This is a genomic window from Caulobacter sp. SLTY (assembly GCF_009905535.1).
GTDB lineage: Bacteria > Pseudomonadota > Alphaproteobacteria > Caulobacterales > Caulobacteraceae > Caulobacter.
The window spans coordinates 48,630-66,217 of sequence record NZ_JAAALA010000020.1 but is presented as its reverse complement, the minus strand read 5'-3'; the positions used below and the strand labels follow the sequence as shown (position 1 = coordinate 66,217).

The following is a 17,588-nucleotide window of genomic DNA, read 5'->3' as shown; positions in this document are numbered from 1 at the left end:
ATGTTCCAGGACCTGCCGCCGACCGTCGACACCGTGACCGTGCAGGCCGCGCGGCTGGCTCCATCGCCGACCGACGCCGCCTTCTCGGTTGTCAGGGTGGACGAGGCCATCGCCACCGCGCCTCGCGTCGACGAGGCCCTGACCGCCGTTCCGGGGGTGCAGCTTTTCCGCCGCACCTCCAGCGTCGCCGCTAACCCAACCACCCAGGGCCTCTCGGTCCGCTCCATCGCCGGCTCCGGCGCGGGCCGCACCCTGGTGACACTCGACGGCGCGCCGCAGAACGATCCCTTCGGCGGCTGGGTGATCTGGTCGGGCCTGCCTCCCGTCAGCCTGGAGGGCGCCCTGATCGTGCGTGGCGCAGGCGCCGGCCCCTATGGCGCCGGCGCTCTGACCGGCGTCGTCCAGCTGTCCGAACGCACCCGTGTTCCCAGCGGCGGGGATTATGAGATTTTCGCCGGTGAGCGTGGCCTGGTCGGAGGGCAGGGCGCCTTCGCGACCGGCGACCTGTTCCTGGCCGGCGGCTGGCAGCGCACCGATGGCTGGACCCCCGTCCGCTCCGGTCGAGGGGCGGCCGACAAACCCCTTGCGTATGAGGCCGGCTCTGCTGTGGTTCGCTACGCTCCGACCCTCGGCGCTACGGACCTCTCCATCCGCGCCTCTGCCTTTGAGGAGCGGCGCGACAGCGGCCTGGACGGCGCCGCCTCGCGCGCCACCGGCGCCAGCCTGTCCTTCGCTCTCGCTGGCCGCTCGCCGGGCCTGGGGACCCAGTGGCGGGCCCAGGTGTGGACGCGGACTTCGGACCTGGAGAACATTTCCGTTTCGGTCGCCCCCGGCCGCGCCACGACCACCCCCGCCAACAATCAGTTCGGCACCCCCTCGATCGGGGTCGGGGCCAACGCCGCCCTGCGGATGGACCGGGGCGACGGCGGCTGGGAGATCGGCGGCGATGTCCGCTACGCCGACGGCGAGACCCGCGAACAGTTCAGCTATCTGGCCGGCGCCTTCACCCGCGGCCGTGTCGCCGGTGGCTCCCAGACCGTCGGCGGCCTCTACGGCGAGGCCTGGTCCGAGCGCGGCCTCTGGCTGCTGACCGGTGGCGTGCGCATCGACCGCTGGGCCAGCTTCGGCGGCAGCCGTCAGGAGCGTATCCTTGCCACCGGCGCCTCCGCCCTCGACGTCAGCCCGGCCGACGCCGAGGGCTGGCAGCCGACTGCCCGAGCCGCCATCCGCCGAGAAGGCCCGGTCATGTTCCGCGCCGCCGCCTATGCCGGCTTCCGCCCGCCCGCCCTCAACGAACTGCACCGCCCGTTCCGGGTCGGCAACGACATCACCGAGGCCAACCCGGGCCTCGAGCCGGAAGTGCTCTACGGCGGCGAGCTCGGTATCGGCGGGGAGGGGGCCTGGCGCTGGAGCACCACGGTGTTCGCAACCCGGCTGGAAGGGGCGGTGACCAATGTCACGATCGGCGCTGGTCCGGGAACCCTGGCCATCCCCGGCTTCCTCCCGTCCGTTTTCGTCCCGGCCGGCGGCGTGCTGCGCCAGCGACAGAATGCAGGCGATATCGACGCCATCGGCCTGGAGGCCTCGGTCGAACGCCAGTGGGGCGAGACCTTCAGCTTCCGCCTGGCCGGCGCCTGGACCCAGGCCGAGTTCGACGGCGGTTCGGCCGCCCCGCAGTTGACCGGCCTGCGCCCGGCTCAGACGCCGGAGATCACCGCCACCGCCGACCTCGCCTGGCGGCCGTGGTCGCCTCTGAAGCTCGGCGTCCAAATCCGTTACGAAGGGCAACGTTACGAGGACGACCTCAACAGCCGCAGCCTGGGCGCTGCAACGACCCTGGACCTGCGGGCCGATTGGCGGCTGAACAGAAAGGCCGGTCTCTGGCTGGCCCTGGACAACGTTACCGATCAGGCGGTGGAAACCGGCGAAACGGCGGATGGCACGGAGAGTTTCGACGCCCCCCGCACGCTGCGCATCGGCATCCGCCTGACCCCGTGATCTTGACCGGACGGCCCTGAGCGGGTTGCTGGGCGCCATGGCGAGTCTCCACGGCAGGACAGTGAGGGTGGCCGGGGCGGGCGCCCTGGGCCTGAGCATCGCCGTGGAACTGGCGGATGCCGGGGCGGCGGTGACGGTGTTCGACCCCTCGCCGGAGACCTCGGCCTCGGCGGCGGCGGCGGGGATGCTGGCGCCGGTGTTTGAAGCCGTGCTCGACCCGGTGGCTCGGGGCCATTTTGCCCTGCTGCTTGCCGCCCGCGACGCCTGGCCGGCCTTCGCCGAGCGGATCGGGATCCTCCTGGACCGAAGCGGAGCGACTTATGCCGGCGAGCGGTCGCTGGAGGTTCGCAAGGCGGTGGCTGACCTCGGGGTGGCCAGCGAAGTGCGCCGGGAGGGCCTGTTCGTCGGGGATGACTGGCGGCTCGACGCCGAGATCGCGTTGGAGCGGCTCCGCGAGGCGGCGGTGGACCGGGGGGTAGCCTTTGTCAACGCGCCACTCGAGGACCCTGACGGGGTGGAGGCGGTCGCCGCCACGGGTTGGCAGGGGCTTAAGTGGGCCCCTGAAAGCGTCATGATTTCAGCGATCAAGGGCCAGATCATAAGAATGAGTGATGGCCCGCTCGCAAACCGGACGGTGGGTCCGGTCGAGCGGCGCGACGGCGGCTATATCGCTCCCGGTGTCAGCGGCGCGATGGTCGGCGCCACCATGCAGTCCGGCCGAACCGACCGGGTGGGCGATGAGGCCATCGTCGATCTGGTCGAGCGAACCTTTCCCGAGCTTTCGGCGGCTCCAGTTTATGGGGGCGATGTTCGCGTCGGCATCCGCGGCGCCACCCCCGACGGCTTGCCGTTGGTCGGTCCCAGCATCCGACCGGGTGTCTGGATCGCCATGGGGGCGCGGCGCAACGGGTGGTTGCTGGCCCCGCTTGTCGCGGCGATCACGCGCGCGTATCTCGCGGGCGAAGATCCGGGCCCCTGGGCCCCCAACCTGGATGCGCGCCGGTTCACGGCGCCGGAGGAACCATGAGCGGCTTCTGGCTGACCGAGGAACAGGAAGCGATCCGTGAGGGCGTCACCAAGGTGATGGCCGGCTTCGGCGACGAGTACTGGCGCGCCGCAGACGAGACGGGCCGCTTCCCCGAGGAGTTCGTCTCGGCCATGGCCGAGGGCGGGTGGCTGGGCGTGGCGATGCCCGAGGAGTTCGGCGGGTCGGGCCTCGGCCTGACCGAGGCTGCGCATGTGATGCAGACGGTGGCCCAATCGGGCGCCGCCTTCACCGGCGCCAGCGCGATCCATCTGAACATCTTCGGCCTGATGCCGATCGTGAAGTTCGGCACGGAAGAGCAGAAGCGCCGCCACCTGCCGCGCACCATCTCCGGCCAGGACAAGGCCTGTTTCGCGGTCACCGAGCCCAACAGCGGCCTGGACACCGCCAGCCTGGAGACCCGGGCCGAGAAGCACGGCAATGGCTACCGCATCAACGGCCGGAAGATCTGGACCACCATGGCTCAGCGGGCCAACAAGATCCTGCTGATCGCCCGCACCACGCCCAAGGAACAGACGGCCAAGCCGATGCAGGGGCTTTCCCTGTTCTACACAGACTTCGACCGCGCCCGGATCGACGCCAAGCCGATCCCCAAGATGGGCCGCAAAGCCGTTGAATGTAATATGCTTTTCATCGAGGACCTCCAGGTCCCGGCCGAGGATCTGATCGGCGAGGAAGGCAAGGGCTTCCAGTACCTGCTGGCCGGGCTGAACCCCGAGCGGGTGCTGTTCGGCGTCGAGGCGGTCGGCATTGGCCGCGCCGCCCTGGCCAAGGCCGCCACCTACGCCAAGGAGCGGATCGTCTTCGGCCGCCCCATCGGCCAGAACCAGGGGGTGCAGCACCCCCTGGCCAAGAGCTGGGCCGAACTGGAAGCGGCGAACCTGCTCGCCTTCAAGGCCGCCGCCCTCTATGACGCCGGCCGCGACTGCGGGGCCGAGGCCAACGCCGCCAAATACCTGGGCGCCGAGGCCGGCTTCCGCGCCGCCGAAGCCGCCGTCCTGGCCCACGGCGGCATGGGCTATGCCAAGGAGTACGACGTCGAGCGCTACATGCGCGAAGCGATGATCGCCCGGATCGCCCCGGTCAGCCGGGAGATGATCCTGAATTTCATCGCCGAGCGCGTGCTGCACCTGCCCAAGAGCTACTGATCCGCCAGGGTGAAGCTGAGCGGAATTCGGACGGTGCCGCCATCGACCGGAGCGCCATCGAGGGTCTGAGGCTTCATCCGGAAGTGCTTGGTGAGTTTCAGGCTGGCGGCGCCAAAGCCGTAGTCCGAGGGCGTCTCCGCGGCGACTGAGCAGTCGCGGACCGAGCCGTTCGCGGCGACCTTGCAGACCAAGGTCGCCTTTCCTGTGACCCCCCGGCGATAGGCGCGATCCGGATAGGCGTCGGCCACCTGGGTCGGCGTGGGCTTCTTCAGCCAATCGGGCCGGCCGATCAGGCCGGGGCCCTTCGACGCCGGAGGTGTGATGACCTCCGTCTCGGCCGGCGGACCGATGGGCGGGGTGATGGCGCCAGCGGCGGTCTCGATGGGTTCGAAGGGCAGGGGGTCGACCGGCACATTGATCGGCTGAGTGACGGGGGTGTGAAGTCTGGTCGAAGATTTGGGCCGCTGCTGTTCCGGCTTGGGTTCCGGCAGGGGTGGCGGCTTGGGCTTCCTGGGCTGCAGGATGGGCATCGTGGTCGGCGGATCAGTGGTGACCTCTTCGTCGGGCATCACGAACTTCTGGTAAGCGACATAAGCGCCGGCCCCGATGTGCAGAGCGACCGAAACGGTAAGGGCGACGGCGAAGGGCGTGCTGAGGCGTCTGCGGCTACGGATGTCATCGGAAACGGGGAACGGATGGTCTGCGAAAGCGGCGGCGGTCATGTCATGCCTCCATTGAGAATGACATATGTAAGCCACGAGAGATGATAGATGTAAATCTGGAAAATGTACGGACGTCATTTTCTCCGAACGCCCGTTCGCCATCGTGGTTAATCAGGTCTTAACCGACGCGGCCCACACAGGCGCCATGGCTGTGGAGTCGATCAGAGGCGTCGTCGAACAGGCGATCAAGCGTGCGTCGGACGCGACGGGCGTCGACTTCTCCTTCCTGCTCGGCACCGCCAAGCGGGAGAGCGGGCTAAAGCCCCACGCCAAGGCCCAGACCTCGTCGGCCGCCGGGCTGTTCCAGTTCGTCGAGCAGACCTGGCTGTCGACTCTCAAGAAGCATGGATCGAAGTACGGCTATGCGCGCTACGCCGACTTGATCGTGCAGGGCAGCGACGGACGCTATCGGGTCAATGGGGCGGAGGCGCGAGCGGCGGTGATGAACCTGCGGTACGATCCGCGGGCCGCGTCGCTGATGGCGGGGGAGTTGACCAGCGACCACGCCGACTACCTGCGCGGACGTATAGGCCGGCCGGCAACCGCCGGCGAGTTGTACGCGGCCCACTTCCTTGGACCGAAAGGCTCCGCCAAACTGATCGAGGCGACGCGCACCCAGCCGCATGTCAGCGCCGCGGCGCTGTTTCCCGATGCGGCGGCGGCCAACAGGCCACTGTTCTACAAGGCCGGGCGGCCGGTGTCGGTGGCGGAGCTGTATGGCAACCTGACTTCGACCGGCGGCAAGGCCACGGCGCTGCGTGAGCGGATGCCGCAGCAGGACCAGGGGTTCCTGCAGTACGCCGGCCGTCGGGGCGATCGCCAGGCGCAGGAGGATGCCCTGGTGGCGTTGATCCTGCGCGGGTCCCAAGGCTTCGACGGCGGCGGGGGCGGAAACAGCAGCAACCTGGCGGGATCGGTGTTCTCGGCCGAGATGTTGCGGGTGCTGGCTGATTCGCGCCGCGACTGACCGACCTATGCGCCTGTGACGGGAAAGCGTTAAGCTTATCCGCGGGGCCTCTGTTAGCGTCGGGCGCCTGACGTTTGGGGGCGGGGCGCTCCGGGGGTGTCATGACGGTCGAAGTTCTTCTGATGAACCGCACGGCGGTCGCGATGGCGGCCGACAGCGCCGTTTCGGTGACCGAGGACTCGCGTGTCCTGACCTCGCAAACCGGGGTGCAGAAGGTGTTCGTGCTGAACGGCCAGAGCGCGTCTGGTCTGATGGTGCACGGGCTGGCGGAGTTCTGCGGCTGTCCTTGGGCGACTGTGGTCGAGGCGTTCAAGGCCAAGGGCCTTGGCGGCGAGCCGACCTTGGCTGCGACGGTGGAGTCGATCGTTGGGCTGCTGAGGTCGCTGTATGGCGGCGAGCTGGTCTCGCGGGAGCAGGCGGCGACCTACTTCCGGTTCTTCGTGGCCTATGCGGTGCGGGATTTCCAACTGCACTACGAGCGGCTTCAGGCCGCTGCGCCGGGACGGCCCAGGGACGAGCTGTTGGGCCTGGCGCTGGAGCATCTTCGGGCCGAAGTGATGGAGACCACGGTCTACGAAGACACCGGCCCCCGGCAGGTCGAGCGGGGCCGGGTGGGCGAGGAAACCCAGGTTCTGCGGGCCCTGATCGCCGAGAACCTGGATCATGTGCTCGAGCTGATGGCTGACGACCTGCTGGGGAAGGGCGTGGTGTCGCGGGAGATGCGGGCCAAACTGGCCGGCGTGGTCCGCGCTGGCCTGACCACCACCTGGATGCCGAGCGAACTGCCGACCACCGGCGTGGTGATCGCCGGGTTCGGGCGGGACGAGATTTCGCCGAGCTATTTCGAGCTGCAGGTCTATGGCCTGCTGGGCGATGTGCTGAAGTACGACTACAGCGACGCGGGGCGGCTGGGGCCGGACCTGCCGGTGGTGATCAAGTCGTTCGCCCAGGACTCGGCGGTAAACCGGTTCCTGCGCGGGGCCGACTGGGTGTTCCTGGCCAACACCGACTATGCCTCGGCCCACTTGGCGACCGAGATGTTCCAGGGGATGTTCGAGGGCAACATGGACGCCGGCCAGCGGAAGGCGCTGACCGGCCAGATGACCGGGCTGGTCAGCGAGGCGGTGCGCTTCGGGCTTTATCAGGCGATGCGGGCGCGGTTCACCTACGTGCTGGACACCTACGGGTCGAAGGTGCGGTCGGCGACCAGCGCCGAACCCCTGGGAAGGCTGGCCGGGCAACTTCTGACCCTGCCGATCGTCGAGAGCGAGTTGACCGGGAACCTGACCGTGGCGCGCCCATTCTCGATTCTGCGCCTGTCGAAGGGCGGCGCGAGCCTGTCGCTTGAGAAGGAGCTGATCTGATGGTCCGTCGCACCCTTCCGCTGCCGCCGGCCCCGCCGCTGGACACCAGCCAGCGAGCCGAGACCTTCGCCAAGATCGCCCAGGTGGCCAACCGGCCCGGCAAGGGCGCCGCCAGGCGGCCGGGCGGCGTGGTCGGGGCCATGCAGACCCTGTTCGCCAAGCCTGACGTGGCAAAGCAGACCGAGAGCGTCTATCGCCGCGACGTCGCCTGGCGGCCGATCATCAGCGCGGCGGACCAGCTGCCCGAGGGCTCGGGCCAGGGCGGGCCGGAGTTCGTGGCCCGGAAGAAGCGCTAGGCGGCCTTGCGGCGCCAGTGCTGCAGGCCGACCAGCAGCAGGCAGGTGATGAGCAGGACGCTGTACTCGGCGCCATTTCGCCCCAGGCCGACCACGAACCAGCCGGCCTGGGCATGCACCAGCACTATGCCCACAGTGTAGATGGCCGCGTAGGCCAGTGTCAGCGGCAGGACTAGACGGCCCCAGACAAGCACCAGGGTGCCGAGGATCTCAAAGGCGGTGATGCCGGCTGCGATATAGAAGCCGAACGGAAAGCCGACCTGGTCCAAGAAGCCGCCGAACGGCGCGATGCCGCCGGCGATCAGCCGCGCCCAGCCATGGGCGGCGATCAGCCCGGCCAGGATCAGCCGCAGGACGGTTAGCGCCAGGGCGGATCGGCCGGGATCGTATATCATCCGGCCGCTCCGCTGGCCTTGAGGTCTGCGATCTCGTCAGCGCCATAGCCCAGCTCGGCCAGCACGGCGTCGGTGTGTTCGCCAAGCTTGGGCGCGGGGCCGCGGGGACCGTCCTCGGCGCCGGGGAAGCGGGCCGGGGACGCAGGGCCCTTGTTGAAACCGCCCTTTCCGTCGGGGATGTCGACGAAACAGCCGGCGGCGATGGCCTGCGGGTCCTCGATCACTTCCCTTGGAGTCTGGACGGGCGCCCAGGTCAGGTCTTGCGCGTCGAAACGCTCGGTGAGCTCGGCGATGTCCATCGCCCCGATGGCCTCGTCCATCAGGGTGACCAACGCCGCCCCATTGACCCGCCGGTCGCGGTTTTTCAGGAAGCGGGGATCTTCGATCCACTCCGGATGGCCGACGGCGGTGGCGATCTGCGGCCAGTCGGTGCCACCGGTGCGGACGAGGAGACAGATCCAGCGGCCGTCACTGGTCTTGAAGAAGTTGGCCAGCGGATTGACCGCCGCATGGCGCGGCCGGGTCGAGGCCAGCTTGCCGAACCGCAGCTGGATCGACATGTCCGAGGCGATCGAATAGACGCCCGTCCGCAGCAGGCTTGTCTCCACCAGCCGGCCCTGGCCGGTCGTCTGTTGCTCGAACACCGCCGCCAGGACGGCCGAGACGGTGGCCATTGAGGTGATGTGGTCGCCCATCGCCGTGCGGATCGGGAAGGGCTCGACGCCCTTGGGTGTGGTGGCCGCCGCGACGCCGGAACGAGCCCAGTAGCTGGCCACGTCCATCCCCGCCTTGTCGATGTCGGGCCCCTCAAGGCCATAGCCGGTCAGGCTGGCATAGATCAGGCGGGGGTTCTCCTTGCGCAGGTTCTCGTAGTCGAAGCCAGAGCGGGATAGGGACCCCGGGCGATTGTTGGTCAGGAAGACGTCGGCCTCGCGCACCAGCCTCAGCGCCGCCTCGCGCCCTTCCGGCTTGGTGATGTCGAGCACCACGCCGCGCTTGCCGCGGTTGTCCATGTCGAAGACAGGGTTGTCGGCGTCGCCAGTATCGAAGGCGTCGAAGAACAGGCGCATAGGGTCGCCCTTGGGCGACTCGATCTTGACCACGCTGGCGCCCCAGTCGGCCATGATCGCCCCTGCGCCGGGCGCGGCGATATAGGTGGCCAGTTCTACGACCTTGAGACCTTCCAGCACCGCGACACTCCCCGAACAAACGTTGGCGCCATCATGGCGGTGCGGGTGGGGCGAGGGAAGGCGCCCCTTGCGTCAGCCTATCCGACGAGTGCGGCGGGCGGGACGCTAACCAAACGGTCACGGGCGGCCGCGTCGGCGACGGCGCGAGCGACGCCTGCCACGGTGACGGGCTTGCGCAGCACTGTGTCGGCGCCGGCATCGAGGCATTCGCGGGCCTCTTCGGCGTCGCCACCAATCACCGCGATGATCGGGACATTGGCGCAGGGGCCGTCGATCTGGCGCAGAGCAGCGGCGGTGTGCGCGCCGTCGAGCAGGGGCATGCGGCCGTCCAACATGACCAGGTCGAAGTCGCAGGCGCTGGCCAGTTCGACGGCGCGGCGGCCGTTCTGGGCGTGGACCACCTGATGGCCTAGTTGCTCGAGAATGGCGCGCAGCATGGCGGCGTTGAGGGCGTCGTCCTCGGCGACCAGCACTCGCATGGCCCGCTTGGAGGCGGCGACCGGGCTGGTCATCACCGACTGCTCCACCTCGGTCTCGGCGACGGCAGTGGGATCCCAGGGGAGTTCAAAGGTGAAGCAGCTCCCGACACCGATTGCACTTTGGCTCTTGAGGTCGCCGCCCATGAGCGAGGCAAGCTGGCGGGAGAGGGAGAGGCCGAGGCCCGCGCCCGGCACGCCGGCGCCTGTGCGCTCGACGCGGCGGAACGGTTCAAAGGCTGTTTCCAACTCCTCGGCCGAGAGGCCAGGGCCGGTGTCGGCCACGGCGATGGAGAGGCGGCCGTCCTCGCGCAGTTCGATGCGGGCCTCGATGCGGCCGCGCAGGGTGTATTTCACCGCGTTGCCGATCAGGTTGGACAGCACCTGGCGGGCGCGGGTGGCGTCACCAACCACGGCCCCGCGGGCCATTTCCAGCTCGGGCTCGACGTGGACCGCCAGCTCAACGCCCTTGGCCGAGGCGTGGGGGCGGTTGAGCAGGACCAGTTCACGGGTCAGGCGGATGGGGTCGAAGGGCTGGCTTTCGAGGGCCAGACGGCCGGACTCGGCGGTCTCGGAGTCCAGGGTGGCGTTCAGCACGGCGATCAGTTCGTTCGCGGCGCTGAGGGCGGCGGCCAGCTGTTCGCGGCTGGGCGCGGCGCGCCCGCCCTGGCCGGCGGCGGCCGCAAGCACATGGGTGACGCCATTCAGGCCGTTGCGGATCTCGTGGCTGAGGGTCGAGACGATGTCGGACTTGGAGCGGGCCAGTTTCTGGGCCTTTTCCAGATTATCGCCGCGCTCGGCGATCAAGGCTTCGCGCTCGGCGGCCAGCGCATACTGGCCGCGCATCATGCGGTTGAGGATCAGGCAAAGGGCCATGGCCAGGGCCATGCCGCCCCAGACGGCCAGCCCCTGGTCGCGGCTTTCGGGCCGGCTGAACAGGGCGACCAGCGGGCCGGCGGCCGCGGCCGGTGCCACGATCAGCAGGGCGGGCAGTAGCGGGGCGCTAAAGAAGAAGCATACGATGGCCCCGGCGGCGGCCATCAGCAGGAGCGGCTCACGCGCCGGCCCCGCTCCATCGGCCAGCCAAGCCACCTGAGCTACCGCGCCGGCCCAGAGCAAGCCGCCGATAACGTGGATGCGCAGGCGCTGTTGGACCGGCAGGTCCGGGTGCTGCCGCATCCAATTGACTGCCGCGTAGAACGCCCCCCAGTTGAGCGCAAAGATGGCGAAGCTGGCCGCCATCCACACCGAATTCTCCGCCCAGGATCCCGCCCAGACGAAGACCGGCAGACTGACTGCGAAACAGGCTAACGCATAAGGCATCAGCCGTCGCTGGGCATCCAGGCATTGGCCCAGATAGCTGGCGCCGCCCCGGTTGGAACCGGGCGTTAGAAATTCCGCGCTTGCGGAGGAAGCGGCTGATGTCACTAGGGGTATCCCCGATTGAGGCCGCAACAACCTAACGGGGTAGGGTTTGCGAGCCGTTACGGCGCATCGTTAATCCACAGCTTTGTATGGGCGGGGATCAAACGCCCCTGAGGGCCCATGGGAAACAGATGGTTAAGCATACCGGCGCATCATCCTTGACGAGTCGTTGAGGGGAGCGCGCCGGCTATCTGATGACCACTACCAGGACAGCCCTTACCGATATTGACGTGCGCACCCTGCTGAAGGGGGCGACGGCGGACGAGCGCGCCCTGGCGGCGCACAAGCTGTGCCGCACCATTGACCGCGAGGCGCTGACCGAGGCCGATCGGGTCAAAGCGCATGAGATCCTGCGGGTCATGGCCTCCGACGCCACCGAGCTGGTTCGGCGGGCGCTGGCGGTGACCCTGAAATCCTCGCCCCTGGTCCCGCGCGACGTGGCGGTGAAGCTGGCGCGGGACGTCGAGAGCGTCTGCCTGCCGCTGCTGAATTTCTCGCCGGCGTTCACGGATGACGACCTGTCCGAGATCGTCCGTCTGGGCGGGCCGGTCAGGCAGTTGGCCATCGCCAAGCGGCCGGAGCTGTCCGAGAAGGTGACCGCCTCCATCGTCGAGCACGGTGTCGAGGCGGCGGTCGAAACGGCGGCGGCCAACGACAACGCCACCTTTTCAGAGCGCACCCTAACACGGGCGCTGCAGCGGTTCGAGAAGTCGGAGAAGGTGCTGGCCGCGGTGGCCTACCGCAATGTCCTGCCACCGGCGGTGACCGAAAAGCTGATCAGCCTGGTCAGCGACCAGCTGCGCGAACACCTGCTCAGCCATCACCCGATCCGGCCGGACCTGGCGATGCAAATCGCTATCGGCACGCGGGAGCGGGCCATCATCGACCTGGTCGACCAAACCGGACGCACCGCCGATCCGAAGGCCTTCGCGATGCACCTGAACCGGGCCGGGCGACTGACGCCCAGCCTGCTGCTTCGGGCCCTTGTGCAGGGACACATGAGCTTCTTCGAATGCGGGGTGGCGGAGCTGGCCGGGGTGCCGCATCACCGCACGTGGCTGATGATCCACGACGCTGGTCCGCTGGGCCTTAGGGCCATCTATGAGCGAGCGGGACTGCCCGCCCGGCTTTACGCGGCTTTCCGGGTGGCGGTGGACACCTACCACACCATGGAGTTCGACGGCGGGGCGCGGGATCGCGAGCGATTTCAGGAACGGATGCTTCAACGGTTCCTGACCCAGGCCCAGACCGCCCAGCGGGAAGATGTCGATTACATGCTCGACAAGCTGGACCGACTGTCCGAGCGCCAGGAGCGGCGCGGGGCCGCGTAGGGCGCCGTTGCGTCAGGCTTGCCGGGGCCGGGCGGCGCGCGCGATGCTGGCGGCATGACCGAGAAGCCCCCCGTCGCCATCCGCCCCGCCGCCACCATTCTGCTGGTCCGGGACGACCCCGCCTTCGAGGTGCTGATGGTCAAGCGGCATCACCAGATCGACTTCGCCTCGGGCGCGCTGGTGTTTCCCGGCGGCAAGACCCACGAGGGCGACCATGACGAGGCCTGGGCAGAACTCTGCCTAGCCTGGGACGCGGTGGAGGCTGAGCAACGGCCGCTGCGGATCGCCGCGATCCGAGAGGCATACGAGGAAACCGGGATCATTCTGGGGCGGTTCGTGAACGGCGAGTCGTTCCACGGGGACGACTGGGCCGCGTCGGTGCGCGGGGAGGTCGATCGGGGCGAGCGCGCCTTTATCGAGGTGGTCCGGAAGCTGGGGCTTCGGCTGGACCTGAACAGCCTGACGGTGTTCGCGCGATGGATCACCCCGGACATGATGCCGAAACGGTTCGACACCTGGTTCTACTTGGCCACCGCCAGCGACGAGCAGATCGCGGCTTGCGACGGGCGCGAGACTGTGGACGCCGAATGGATCCCGCCGCTGGAGGCGCTGCGACTGGAGCAGGCCAAGGAACGGACGATCATCTTTCCGACCCGGATGAATTTGAAGCTTCTGGGTGAAGCGTCGGGGGCGGCGGACGCGACAGCGCGGGCGGCCGCACGGACGCTCGTGACCGTGGAGCCGAAGGTCGAGGGCGGGGTTTTGGTGATCCCCGCGGAGGCTGGATACGGAGATGTGGTGGAGCCGCTGTCGGCGGTCAGGCCCTGAGGACTGAGCCTGTCGGACAAAGCAATTCCGGGCTGACGCCGGCGCATTGCTGGGAGGCCGATTGCAGTCGCCGATCGCCCACCGTCGTAGGCCGCAACGAAAAACCCCGGCCGTTGCGGGCCGGGGTTCTGAAAATCCAGGAAGTCAGTAGCCGTCACTCCGCCGGCGCGATCTCCGCCACGCGGCTTTCCAGTTCGGCGATCAGGACTTTGCCCACGGGATGGGTATCGGTCTTGATGTCGTCGCGGACGGCGGCGCGGATGGCGTCAATGTGCGCGTCCACGAGGAACATCGGGGCATCCACGCGGGTGTCCGGGTCGTCGATCAGCTTGCAGAGCGAGGCGGCGATACGGGTAACCAGCGGGAATTCATAGGTCGTGCCGAGACCCTTCAGGTCGTGAGCCCGGAAATAGAGGGTTTCCGCCGTGTGGGCGTTGAGACCTTCAGTGCGGATAGCTTGGCGAGCGGTGTCGAGCTTGTTGAGCTCGTCCTGCAGCCATTCGGAGAAGTTGCCGGACAGGGACTTCAGCGCCGCCTCGGCCTTGGCGATCGCCGCCGCATCGATACCGCCGAACTTGCCGCCGCCAAGACGAAGCTTGAGGGTATTGGGGGCATTGATGACCTGTACAGGGGTGTTGCTGCTCACGCTCGCCTCTCCGATTGGCGTTTACCACTCGGAATCTAGGGAGGCGGGGTTAACAAGCTGTGGAACCGCCATCGCAGTTTGCTGCGATGCGACAATGTGACTTTTGCGAGCAATTCGACAGGGCGCCGCTAGCCGCTGAACTGCTCGGCCAGGACCCGTTCCTCAAGGCTTCGGCCAGCGTCGAACATCATAGACATGCTGACCTGACGGTCCTCGGAGATGTGAACTTCGAGGACGTCGCGGACCTCGAAGTTGTCGGCCACGGCGCTGACCGGGCGCTTGTCCGCTTCCAGGACCTCAATGGTCACCCGGGCGGTGTGGGAGAGCAGGGCGCCACGCCAGCGGCGGGGCCGGAAGGCGCTGATCGGGGTGAGGGCCAGGACCTTGGCGTCGATCGGCACGATAGGTCCATAGGCGGAGAGGTTGTAGGCGGTGGAACCGGCCGGGGTGGCCACCAGGACGCCGTCGCAGACCAGTTCGCTCATCCGCACCTTGCCATCGATGGAGATGCGCAGCTTGGCGGTCTGGCGGGTCTGCCGCAGCAGGGAGACCTCGTTGATGGCCAAGGCGCGGTGCTGGCGGCGGTGGCTGTCGATGGCGACCATCGTCAGCGGGTGGATGACCGCGCGTTCAGCGGCGTTGATCCGCTCGACCAACTCGTCCTCGCTGTACTCGTTCATCAGGAAGCCCACCGAGCCCTTGTTCATGCCGTAGATCGGCTTGTTCAGAGCCATCGTGCGGTGGAGGGTTTCCAGCATGAAGCCGTCGCCGCCTAGGGCGACGATCACCTGGGCCTCATCTTCCGGGATTTCGCCGTAGCGGGCGATCAGGGACTCGCGGGCCTCCTGCGCCTCAATGCGGTCGCTGGCGGCGAAGGCGATGCGGGTAAGGGCGCGTTGGGGCTGGTACATGCGCGGGCAGGAAGGCCTGACGCGAGCAGGCTTGTCAAACGACGGCGATCGCCTGCCGGAAGGCCATGCCGGCGATGTCCGGGTCGAAGGGCCCGAAGGCGCCGGTGGCGCGGCGCAGGGAGTCGGGGCCGCCCATCGGCCGACCGCCGTTCAGCTCGCGGACCTGCTCGAGAATCGAGGGGAAGACGCCGCGGTCGATGCCGACCGAGACGCAGGCCAGGGCCAGCAGTTCCGGGCGGTCGCTGTCGATGGCGCGCCGGATGTGGTCGGTCTGGAAGCCGCCGAGGGTAGCCAGGGCCGAGCAGAACAGGTTCAGCTTCCGCTCGCGCAGGGTTCGCAGAAGGAAGCCGGGCTTGAGTTGGCCGCCGTCGTGCAGTTTGGTGACCAGCCGGCGTTCGTTCTCGGCCTCATCCTGGGTCGCCATGCGGGCCAGAGTGTCGCCGGCGCCGGGGATGGCGTGGGCCTCGCGGACGGATTCGGCCAAGGCCTGGTCGAGGACTCCCGGCTCAAGGCGGAATCGCTCGGTGAGCGAGGCGCGCAAGGACTGGCCGACCCAGGCATAGAGGCGCAGGGCCAGGTCCGAGGACAGGCGCGGGTGGCGGGCCAGGGGGCTCCGCAGGGCGGCGACGCGGCGGCTGCTGTCGACCAGGCGGGCGAGACCGTCTTCGGTGAGCACGGCGCTGTCATTGGTCGCCAAGGCGGTGAGGACGGCCGGCTCCTCCTGCTGGAGAATAGCCTCGACCACAGTGGCGCTGATCTTGCCGCGGCGGGCGACGGCGATCTGGTGATCCAGGGTGGCTTCGACCAGGATGCGGATCAGGTCGTGGTCCTTCAGCACCGGGCTGTTGGCTATGACCGGGGCGGCGATCTCGATGTCGTCGAGGGCCAGGACGTTGATCAGGGCCGGCGGGGCCCAGGTCGCGGAGGACAGCTTTTCGGAGAGGCGGGCGCGGATGTCTGCCTCGGCCTCGGCGACCAGTTGCAGGAAGATGGAGCCCAGAAGGCCCTGAACGCTTTCCGTATCGATGATGTCGGAAGCCGAGTTGCAAAGGCCGATGATGGCTTCCAGCAGGCGCTCACGCGCCTGGGGCTCGCGCTGGCGGGCGAGGTCCAGAAGTTCGACGGTTTGGGCGGCGAGCGCCAAGCGGCATCCCCGAATCGATGCTGACATGGTCAATCTGACGGGCGCCCATGAAAACATGCTTAAAACGGGCGTTAGAATGTTGGAGGAGCGCGGCGGATGGCAGGCGAGAAGACGGCCAGCGGGAAGATGGGTCGGGTGATCCTGGCGCTGGACCAGGGAACGACCAGCACGCGGGCCATCGTCTTCGACACGTCCGGCAAGCCGTTGGCCGACGCCAGCCGGCCGTTGCGGCAGAGCTATCCGGCTGACGGATGGGTGGAACATGATGCCGAAGAGATCTGGACGGCCTGCCAAGCGGTGTTGCGCGAGGCGCTGAGCAAGTCGGGTCGGCCGGTCGCGGATGTGGCGGCGATCGGGATTACCAACCAGCGGGAAACGGTGGTGGTCTGGGATCGGAGGACGGGGCGGCCGATCCATCCGGCAATCGTCTGGCAGGACCGACGGACCGCCGACGTCTGCGAGGGGCTGGCGAGGGCGGGGGTGGAGCCGCGGGTCAGCGAGGTGACAGGGCTGCTGCTCGATCCGTACTTCTCGGCGACCAAGATCGCCTGGATCCTTGACAAGGTCCCCGGCGCCCGGGCGCGGGCGGAGGCCGGCGAGCTGCTGGCCGGGACGATGGATACCTGGTGCATCTGGAACCTGACCGGCGGAGCGGTGCATGCCACCGACGCGACCAACGCCAGCCGGACCTTGCTGTTCGACATCCAGGCGCAGGTCTGGTCGGCGGAGATGCTGGAGCTGTTCGAGGTTCCTGGCGCGCTGCTTCCCAAGGTTCTGGATTGCGCCGGCGACTATGGCGAAACGACAGCCGAGCTGCTGGGGGCGGCGGTGCCGATCCGGGGCGTGGCGGGCGATCAGCAGGCGGCGCTGATGGGTCAGGGGTGTATCCACCCCGGCGAGATGAAGGCCACCTATGGCACCGGGTGCTTCATGCTGTTGAACACCGGAGAGTCGCGGCCTGTGTCGGGCGCGCGGTTGCTGACCACGGTGGCGGCGCGGGTGGATGGGCGGACGACCTACGCCCTGGAGGGCTCGATCTTCGTGGCCGGGGCGGCGATCCAATGGCTGGGCGAAGGCCTGGGCATCACCGGCGGGCCGCGCGCGGCCGAGGCGCTGGCGCGGATGGCGCGGCCGGGCAACGGGGTGGTGGTGGTGCCGGCGTTCACCGGCCTGGGCGCGCCCTGGTGGGACGCCGATGCCCGCGGCGCGATCTTCGGCCTGACGCGCGACGCCGGGCTGGCGGAAATCGCGGCGGCGACCTTCGATGCCTGCGCCCTGCAGACGCGGGACCTGGTCGAAGCGATGCAGGCCGATGCGCCGGACGCCTTTGGGGCGGAGGCGGAGCTGCGGATCGACGGCGGGATGTCGCGCAGCGCCTGGTTCAGCCAGCGGCTGGCGGACCTGACGAACTTGCCCGTCTGCCGGGTGAGCTATGAGGAAACGACGGCGCTGGGAGCGGCGCTGTTCGCCGGTCTGGGCGCGGGGGTGTTCGCCGACCTGGAGGAAGCGGCCAGGGCGCGGCCCGACGGCGAGCGGCTGGTCAGCAGCATCGACGACCACGCGCGGGAGAGCGCCTATGCGCGCTGGTTGGACGCTGTATCTCAGGTGCGGGGGACAGTCTGAGTTCCTTCCGCGCGCGGCGCGCGAGGGAGGACGTGACAGGGAAGCGTGTCGACCGCCCGCATCCGATGAATGGAACCAT

16 protein-coding genes are annotated in these 17,588 nt (G+C 68.5%); 9 read left to right on the top strand and 7 right to left on the bottom strand.

Features of this window, described 5'->3' with window-relative positions:
- The 3 genes from GVN21_RS12875 to GVN21_RS12865 are packed head-to-tail and all read left to right on the top strand — an operon-like array spanning position 1 to position 4,191.
- Positions 1-1,998: a TonB-dependent receptor gene (locus tag GVN21_RS12875; RefSeq protein WP_166575155.1), complete on the top strand. Its 1,998-nt coding sequence runs from the start codon at positions 1-3 to the stop codon at positions 1,996-1,998.
- A gap of 37 nt (positions 1,999-2,035) precedes the next feature.
- Positions 2,036-3,025, top strand: a complete 990-nt coding sequence (locus GVN21_RS12870; RefSeq protein WP_166575154.1) for an FAD-dependent oxidoreductase — start codon at positions 2,036-2,038, stop codon at positions 3,023-3,025.
- Positions 3,022-4,191, top strand: coding sequence for an acyl-CoA dehydrogenase family protein (locus GVN21_RS12865; RefSeq protein ID WP_166575153.1), 1,170 nt, complete (start codon positions 3,022-3,024; stop codon positions 4,189-4,191). The genes GVN21_RS12870 and GVN21_RS12865 overlap by 4 nt, the downstream gene beginning before the upstream one ends.
- On the opposite strand, the gene GVN21_RS12860 is transcribed toward GVN21_RS12865, so the two are convergent.
- On the bottom strand, positions 4,185-4,913 hold the full coding sequence (locus GVN21_RS12860; RefSeq protein ID WP_166575152.1) for a TonB family protein: 729 nt from the start codon (positions 4,911-4,913) through the stop codon (positions 4,185-4,187). The two genes, GVN21_RS12865 and GVN21_RS12860, sit on opposite strands and share 7 nt — an antisense overlap.
- Before the next feature lie 145 nt (positions 4,914-5,058).
- Here GVN21_RS12860 and GVN21_RS12855 point away from each other — a divergent pair, with 145 nt between their 5' ends.
- The 3 genes from GVN21_RS12855 (at position 5,059) to GVN21_RS12845 (ending at position 7,540) form a co-directional block, all read left to right on the top strand.
- Positions 5,059-5,880 (top strand): transglycosylase SLT domain-containing protein, encoded by an 822-nt coding sequence (locus tag GVN21_RS12855; RefSeq protein WP_166575151.1) that lies wholly within the window; start codon positions 5,059-5,061, stop codon positions 5,878-5,880.
- 101 nt (positions 5,881-5,981) lie between these two features.
- Complete coding sequence (locus GVN21_RS12850) at positions 5,982-7,244, top strand: hypothetical protein (RefSeq protein WP_166575150.1); 1,263 nt, start codon at positions 5,982-5,984, stop codon at positions 7,242-7,244.
- Positions 7,244-7,540, top strand: a complete 297-nt coding sequence (locus GVN21_RS12845; protein ID WP_166575149.1) for a hypothetical protein — start codon at positions 7,244-7,246, stop codon at positions 7,538-7,540. Before GVN21_RS12850 ends, GVN21_RS12845 begins: the two co-directional genes overlap by 1 nt.
- On the opposite strand, the gene GVN21_RS12840 is transcribed toward GVN21_RS12845, so the two are convergent.
- The 3 genes from GVN21_RS12840 to GVN21_RS12830 form a co-directional block, all read right to left on the bottom strand.
- Complete coding sequence (locus GVN21_RS12840; RefSeq protein WP_166575148.1) at positions 7,537-7,935, bottom strand: DoxX family protein; 399 nt, start codon at positions 7,933-7,935, stop codon at positions 7,537-7,539. The genes GVN21_RS12845 and GVN21_RS12840 overlap by 4 nt on opposite strands.
- Positions 7,932-9,125 (bottom strand): CaiB/BaiF CoA-transferase family protein, encoded by a 1,194-nt coding sequence (locus tag GVN21_RS12835; protein ID WP_166575147.1) that lies wholly within the window; start codon positions 9,123-9,125, stop codon positions 7,932-7,934. The genes GVN21_RS12840 and GVN21_RS12835 overlap by 4 nt, the downstream gene beginning before the upstream one ends.
- Positions 9,126-9,202: 77 nt before the next feature.
- Complete coding sequence (locus tag GVN21_RS12830) at positions 9,203-10,924, bottom strand: ATP-binding protein (protein WP_166575146.1); 1,722 nt, start codon at positions 10,922-10,924, stop codon at positions 9,203-9,205.
- A 296-nt stretch (positions 10,925-11,220) separates the two neighbouring features.
- Here GVN21_RS12830 and GVN21_RS12825 point away from each other — a divergent pair, with 296 nt between their 5' ends.
- Both GVN21_RS12825 and GVN21_RS12820 read left to right on the top strand, forming a co-directional pair.
- Positions 11,221-12,357 (top strand): DUF2336 domain-containing protein, encoded by a 1,137-nt coding sequence (locus GVN21_RS12825; protein WP_166575145.1) that lies wholly within the window; start codon positions 11,221-11,223, stop codon positions 12,355-12,357.
- Between the two features lie 54 nt (positions 12,358-12,411).
- Positions 12,412-13,185, top strand: coding sequence for an NUDIX domain-containing protein (locus GVN21_RS12820; protein ID WP_166575144.1), 774 nt, complete (start codon positions 12,412-12,414; stop codon positions 13,183-13,185).
- Between the two features lie 154 nt (positions 13,186-13,339).
- On the opposite strand, the gene GVN21_RS12815 is transcribed toward GVN21_RS12820, so the two are convergent.
- The 3 genes from GVN21_RS12815 to GVN21_RS12805 form a co-directional block, all read right to left on the bottom strand.
- Positions 13,340-13,831, bottom strand: a complete 492-nt coding sequence (locus GVN21_RS12815) for an Hpt domain-containing protein (RefSeq protein WP_166575143.1) — start codon at positions 13,829-13,831, stop codon at positions 13,340-13,342.
- Positions 13,832-13,959: 128 nt separating this feature from the next.
- The gene (locus tag GVN21_RS12810) at positions 13,960-14,742 is read right to left on the bottom strand and encodes an NAD kinase (RefSeq protein WP_166575142.1); all 783 of its coding nucleotides are present in this window, start codon (positions 14,740-14,742) and stop codon (positions 13,960-13,962) included.
- 34 nt (positions 14,743-14,776) lie between these two features.
- Complete coding sequence (locus GVN21_RS12805) at positions 14,777-15,886, bottom strand: DUF2336 domain-containing protein (protein ID WP_240902918.1); 1,110 nt, start codon at positions 15,884-15,886, stop codon at positions 14,777-14,779.
- 126 nt (positions 15,887-16,012) lie between these two features.
- Between GVN21_RS12805 and glpK the strand changes: the two genes are divergently transcribed.
- Positions 16,013-17,509 (top strand): glycerol kinase GlpK, encoded by a 1,497-nt coding sequence (glpK, locus tag GVN21_RS12800; protein WP_166575173.1) that lies wholly within the window; start codon positions 16,013-16,015, stop codon positions 17,507-17,509.
- The last annotated feature ends 79 nt before the right edge of the window (positions 17,510-17,588 follow it).